Here is a 6,241-nt window from a genome sequence, read left to right as displayed (position 1 = left end):
GGCGCAATATATTTTGGGAAGCTAAACGAGGAACCTTCGACCTCCGGCCCAGCCTCCCAAAATCTCAGCCGGGCTGAATGATCCGACGACCAAGCCGCCGTCCGGAACTCGAGTTTTGATCCTCCCTCAGCTTTCCCAGACAGTGCGATCCATCTCCTGGAGCAACCTCCACACAAAGGCCTCCGTGCGGGCGACCACCTCCGGATCCACATTCTCATACACATCCGAAGGTTGATGCCAGTGCGGCAGCACGCCGTCGGGCCGGAGGTTTACAAAGGTGAGGACCCGCCAGCCGGCCCGGATGGCCGGAGCCCCATCGGTGTAGGCACCCCGGAAGTTCGACCAGCGATAGGCGCCGAACTCCGGATGGCTTCGGGCGATTCGATCCGCCAGCGCAAGTAGCTTGGGGTCGCTGCGCAGGGGCAACAACATCGTCTCCTGCGCGAGATAGCATGGACCACTCCCAGGACCGCCCAGGGTATCCAGGACGATGAAGATGGGTTGCCCAAGGTCGGCGTGCCCTCGGACGAAAGCGGCGGCGCCATACGCGCCAACTTCCTCGCAACCGGTGCATAGCGCCCAGACCTCGGTGTGCTGGAGGGGCTCCCGGCGGATCCGTTCCGCCAGCGCCAGGACCATCCCGGCGCCGGTGGCGTTGTCGTTGGCGCCGTGAGTGTAGGGCGTGAAGTCCGCCTGGATCGCCATCGCGAAGACGGCTGTTAGCAGCAACCCTGGCAACAGCGCCGGCAGGCCCCAGGTCGGGTTCCCGGTGATCGCACCGGTCAGGAACAATGCCCCGATCCCCACCGCGCCGGGAAGACCCAAGGTCACCAGCGTCCGATAGATCGCCAGCGCTCGAAGGGAGGAAAACGCCCACGGCGTGCGATGGGTGTCCAGATGGCCGCACAAAATCACCCGCTGGCGGACTGGTCCGACGGGTGACAGGATCGCGTAGACGTTCTGGCTTCGCCCTTTGGGAACCAGCCATCGGAGCGGGTTTGGGGTGAACGTCAGTTCCATCACGGTGCAGAGGACCAGCAGGAAAAGCCCCGCTGTGGCGATCCATCGGCCGCCCAGGAAAAAGATGGGGAACATCAGGAGCATCCCCCCGGTGGCGATGGCAAAGGGGCGCCAGGCCGAGGTGGCGCTGATAAACGGTTCTACATGGGGCTCCAGCCCCGCTTCCCGGAACACCCGCGCAGCATACTCCGCAGCCTCCCGCTCCGCATCCGTGGTGCTCCCTCGGGGCCCGATGTGTTTCGATAGATACGCGACATGCTCCATCGTAGAGGTCATGAAGGGCTCCTGCACGGGAGGGCTACGAACCCGGGAATGGGAGATAACGGGACGGTCGCATGCTGCCCTGTCCGGCGAGTTTCCCAACCGAACGATGCCATACCTTCACGTCCTCCAGCCGGTTTCCCCATGGGATCGCCGGCGCAGGAGGCCGGCAACCGTTCATCGGCCTTCGCCGGCAACCACCAAGCTGCATGCCAGCAAAGCCAGCCGTCGATCCCTAGGCTCAGCAAAACCCGGGGCCACCAGCGAAGGCCGTGGAGCGAGCTTGCGATTGGGGCGGTCGGCATCACACCGAGGTTTCCAGCAACCATCCCAATCCCAGCTGCCGCAACTTCTCCGGGGTGGGGACTCCATCCTGGGTCCAGCCCGCCAGCTCATAGTAACGATCCAGCGCTCGTTCGATCTCCCCCCGATCCAGGGCCATGCCCGCGGTGGGCCCGGTTCCCTGCAGCGCTTTGAAGAATTTCTTCGGGAGCTGATCCGCCCGTCGGTCCAGACCCTCCCGGGCGTTGAACCACCGCAGCAAATTCAGGCGCCGCTCTCCAATCCGCAACAGCTCCTCCAGGGTGAAATCCGTCCACCCGGTCACTGCGCGGACCATTTTCACGGTTTCCTCAGGCCCGTAGAGAGTCCAGGCCGGGCCATACACGAACTGACAGAGCCCAGCGGAGTCCAGGAAGGAATAGAAGAGCTGGGTGAGGTAGGCGAAGCGGATCTTCTCGTCGCTCAGACTATACTGGGGCTGCGGCTGGGTGAGCCCCATCAGCGCCAGCCGCTGGAGGTAGAGGTCTGAGGCGCCCTCCTCATACATCGGGTCGTGTTCGCTGGACTGATGATCCGCGCCGAAGGGGTTAACAGCGTAGATCAGGCCGAGGGATCGCTTGGCCTGGGGCATGTGAGCCGGGGCTTCCTGGTTCTTCACGGTGATCAGGAACTCATGGCCCTTGCCCAGGCGATCGGCCGCGCGCGCGGAACCTTCCGCCAGGACATCCCCGATCCCCTCCCGTCGGAGGATCATCTCCAGGAGCCGTAACATGGCCTCCGCATCGCCGAAGCGCAGCGGAAAACCGATCTCCGCCTCGGTGAGGACGCCCTTCTCGAAGCACTCCATGGCCCAGGCGATGGTGGCCCCGCAGGAGATCGTATCCACCCCATACTGGTTGCAGAGCTGGTTCGCCAGGGAGATGGCGTCCAGGTCGTCGATGCCGCAGTAGGAACCAAAGGTCGCGATGGTCTCGTATTCCGGCCCGCCATAGAACGGGTCCACCTTCCGTCCGTTCCACTCCGTTTCCACCACCCGCTTGCAACGAACGACGCAAGCGTAACAGGTGTCCCGCTCCTTGAGGATGGTCTCCGCCATCCGTTCGCCCGTGATCTTCTCGAAGCCCTCGAACTGCCCGGCGTTGTAATTGTAGGTCGGCAGGGTGCCAGCCATCTGCTGCCAGGCCACCACGCTGGCCGTCCCGTAGAGCGCCAATCCCTGCACGTCCGGATTGCTCTCGACGTGGCGCGCGCCCCACCCGGCCAGCTCCGCCAGGGTCTTTGAATCGGCGACGGTCACCTTGCGGCGGCCGCGGACGACAATGGCCTTCAGGTTTTTGGAGCCCATCACCGCCCCCATGCCGGTCCGGCCGTTGGCCCGGTTGGACATGTTGATTATCGCGGCGAAGCGAACCAGGCGTTCGCCGGCCGGGCCGACCTGGGCGACCTCGATCTGATCGTCGCCCAGCTCCTCCCGAAGCGTGTGCTCCACCTCGCCGGTGATCCGGCCCCACAGGTGAGCGGCATCCCGTAGCTCGGCCTCGCCGTCGTGGATCCAGAGGTAAACCGGTTTCGGGGCGCGGCCGCGGATCACCATTCCATCAAAGCCCGCATATTTCAGCTCCGCAGGGAAGAAGCCTCCGCTCTGGGAATCTCCGATGGCGCCGGTCAGGGGGGATTTGGCATTCGCCATCAGACGGGATTGGCCGGAGATCGGCGCGCCCGTGAGCGGGCTGAGAAAGAGGGTGAGGATATTGCGGGGATCGAAGGGATCAATGCCGGGAGGCATCTCTCTCAGGATGTAGTAAAGCCCCATCGCGCTGCCGCCCATATAGGTGCGATAGAACGATTCGGGCGGCGTCTCCACCCACAAACGGCCTTCGGTGAGATCCACGTGAAGAATGCGCCCAGCATATCCGTGACCCATGGCTTCCTCCTGTGAGGCGTTGTTTTAGGGTTTGGGAAGTGTTCCACAGCTGACGGATGGAGGATAAGCGGCGCCGATCGCTCCTCCCGCCGGTATCCCCCTCCCCGAGGCCCTTCAGGCCTCGGGGAGGGAGACACCGCTCACCGTGGTCGCCCGCCCCAAAATCCCCGCGAAATCGAGGGCACGATCCGTCACAGAGGAGGGATTCCATCATTTGGGGAGCTGATGAAAGGGATGCTCCCGCCGATGAACCCTCTTCAGAAGATCCTGAAGAGCGGAGCGAGCGGCTTCATACGCGCTGGGATCGCGCTCCCGCAATCCCAGCGCCTCGAACTCCTCCTCATCCAGAACGAGCACCTCCCCCGCCGGCGTCACAAAGAGATCCAGCGCGAGGTCACGGATCTCAATCTCACCTTCCGAAATCCGGGGAGGATAGATGATATCGCAATACCATCCCTTCAACCGGTTATCCTGATGGTGGTGGATCTCATAGATCACGAACCAGCGGTCTCGAAAGAAATATTCCACAAAGCGATCCGCCGGCTCCAGGACGGTATATCCCAGATCCAGAGGGGGGCGTTCCCAGTAAGCCTCCAGGACGATCCCCTCAGGCGAAGCCTCCAACACGCGTCCGGGGTAAACGACCCGGAGCTGGCCATCGGCGGTCAGCCGCCGCACCCGGATGGGGAAAACAGAGCCCACTTCATTTAATCCGGACCCCATCCCCGTTCTTCCACGGCCTGGAAGATGTCGGTATCGCTCACAATGCCGACCGGCTTGCCATCCTGCATTACTACCGCCCGCCGGATGTTGGCGTCCAACATGATGATGGAACACTGGCGGATGGTGGTGTCGGGGGAGACCGTGATCAGGGGCGCGCTCATCAAATCCCGAACCTTGAGCCCCTTCAAAGGTCGATCCGCGGCGACTACTTTCTTCAAGATGTCCCGCTTGGTCATGATCCCCCAGGTTCCGTGAGCCCCCTCAGGCTCCACCACCACACTGGAGATACCCTTCTGGACCATCAGGTGCAATGCCTCCTCCACCGGCATATCTGGCGGGACCGTCACCACCGGCGAGGTCATAATTTCGGCCACGGTATACGGTTTGAGTTTTCGCTCCATCCTCCTCCACCCCAAAGGAAAGATTTTGCTCCACAGTCGGCAAGGCAGCCTTCAGCGGCCTCATCTTTCTCCGTTTTGGCCCCCATAGCCCTGAGGACCACAAGGAAGAGGGCCTTCTACCCTGCACAGGTGGGATGATCCGACCACCCGTTGTGTTAGAATTATAGATCATCTTGGCCTGTTCAATGTAGCGCCCGGCGAACCAGTTGGCTTTCGAACCAGAGGAATGGGGGCGGGGCCGCCTTTGACGGCCCTGCCCCCCAATTCCCCGGATGAAAGGGCCAGCTCAAACGACTCTTCGAATGAGGAACGTCTATGCGTTTACGGATCCAACCTGCCTCTCGATTGAGCGGCGCGATCTCCGTCCCTGGGGATAAATCGATATCCCACCGGACGCTGTTACTGGCGGCCCTGGCCGATGGAATTTCCAACCTCCAGGGCTGGCTTCCCGCCGCCGATTGTGAGGCGACCCTCCGCTGTGTGCGCGCTCTGGGAGTTCAGGTGGAGCGCCCCGCCAGGGATCATCTGGTCGTTCACGGCAGCGGCCTGAAGGGCCTTCAGCCCGCCTCTGAACCGCTGGATTGTGGCGGTTCCGGGACCACGATGCGGCTCCTGATGGGGATCCTGGCCGGGTTCCCCTTCCCCAGCATGTTGGTCGGGAACCCTCAGCTCTCCCGGCGCCCGATGGAGCGGGTGGCCCAGCCGCTGCGCCGGATGGGCGCGGAGGTCTTCACCACCGAAGGGCATGCCCCAGTCCGGGTGCGAGGCGGCTCCCTCCGGGGCATCCAGTATGAACTGCCGGTGGCCAGCGCCCAGGTGAAATCCGCTATCCTGCTGGCCGGGCTTTACGCGGACCGCCCTACAACGGTGATCGAGCCGGTCCCATCGCGGGATCACACGGAGCGCCTGCTCGGGGCGATGGGCGCGACCGTCCAGAGGGAAGGGAACTCCATTACAATCGAGCCGGCGGAACAGTTACGCTCCCTCTCGCTCACGATCCCCGGGGATCCGTCTTCCGCGGCCTTCCTGGTCGCGGCAGCGCTGCTGATCCCGGGCGCACAGGTTCAGATCCCAGGCGTCCTGCTCAACCCGACGCGGCTGGGATGGGTCGAGGCATGGCAGGCGATGGGCGCGCCCATCCAGGTGATCTCGGAGGCTGAGGTCGGCGGAGAGCCAGTAGGGCTCCTGACCACAGCCGCGGCTGCCCGCCTGCAGGCGATCGAGATCGCGGGGGCGATCGTTCCCCGGATGATCGACGAGTTCCCGATCTTCGCCGTGGTCGCCACGCAGGCGGAGGGCGTCACCCAGGTCCGCGATGCAGCGGAGCTGCGCGTCAAGGAAAGCGATCGCATCGCCGCGCTGGCCATGGAGCTACGGCGCATGGGCGCGCAGATCGAGGAACATCCGGACGGCTTCACCGTCTATGGACCTACCCCCTTGCGAGGAGCGGTGGTCCACAGCCATGAGGATCACCGCCTTGCAATGGCCCTGGCGATCGCCGGGCTGATCGCCCAGGGGGAAACGATCGTCGAGGACGCCGCATGCATTGCGGACAGTTTCCCTGGATTCGTGGAAGCCATGCAGGCGCTTGGCGCGGAGATCGAACCGGTATCGTAGGGGCAGGCCCCCG

General features: G+C 63.7%; 5 protein-coding genes. 1 reads left to right on the top strand and 4 read right to left on the bottom strand.

Features of this window, described 5'->3' with window-relative positions:
• Positions 1 to 126: 126 nt before the first annotated feature.
• The 4 genes from NZM16_RS10390 to NZM16_RS10375 form a co-directional block, all read right to left on the bottom strand.
• On the bottom strand, positions 127 to 1,296 hold the full coding sequence (locus tag NZM16_RS10390; protein ID WP_295452009.1) for a M28 family peptidase: 1,170 nt from the start codon (positions 1,294 to 1,296) through the stop codon (positions 127 to 129).
• 289 nt (positions 1,297 to 1,585) lie between these two features.
• On the bottom strand, positions 1,586 to 3,487 hold the full coding sequence (locus NZM16_RS10385) for an aldehyde ferredoxin oxidoreductase family protein (protein WP_295480273.1): 1,902 nt from the start codon (positions 3,485 to 3,487) through the stop codon (positions 1,586 to 1,588).
• 210 nt (positions 3,488 to 3,697) lie between these two features.
• On the bottom strand, positions 3,698 to 4,210 hold the full coding sequence (locus NZM16_RS10380) for a DUF402 domain-containing protein (protein ID WP_295480271.1): 513 nt from the start codon (positions 4,208 to 4,210) through the stop codon (positions 3,698 to 3,700).
• On the bottom strand, positions 4,195 to 4,611 hold the full coding sequence (locus tag NZM16_RS10375) for a cyclic nucleotide-binding/CBS domain-containing protein (protein ID WP_295452017.1): 417 nt from the start codon (positions 4,609 to 4,611) through the stop codon (positions 4,195 to 4,197). Before NZM16_RS10375 ends, NZM16_RS10380 begins: the two co-directional genes overlap by 16 nt.
• Positions 4,612 to 4,926: 315 nt before the next feature.
• On the opposite strand from NZM16_RS10375, the gene aroA reads away from it, so the two are divergent.
• Positions 4,927 to 6,228: a 3-phosphoshikimate 1-carboxyvinyltransferase gene (gene aroA / locus NZM16_RS10370; RefSeq protein WP_295452020.1), complete on the top strand. Its 1,302-nt coding sequence runs from the start codon at positions 4,927 to 4,929 to the stop codon at positions 6,226 to 6,228.
• Positions 6,229 to 6,241: the final 13 nt, after the last annotated feature.

The organism is Thermoflexus sp., assembly GCF_025055495.1.
Classification (GTDB): domain Bacteria; phylum Chloroflexota; class Anaerolineae; order Thermoflexales; family Thermoflexaceae; genus Thermoflexus.
Note: the sequence above shows the minus strand (reverse complement) of the source record. Positions and strands in the feature narration are given on the sequence as shown.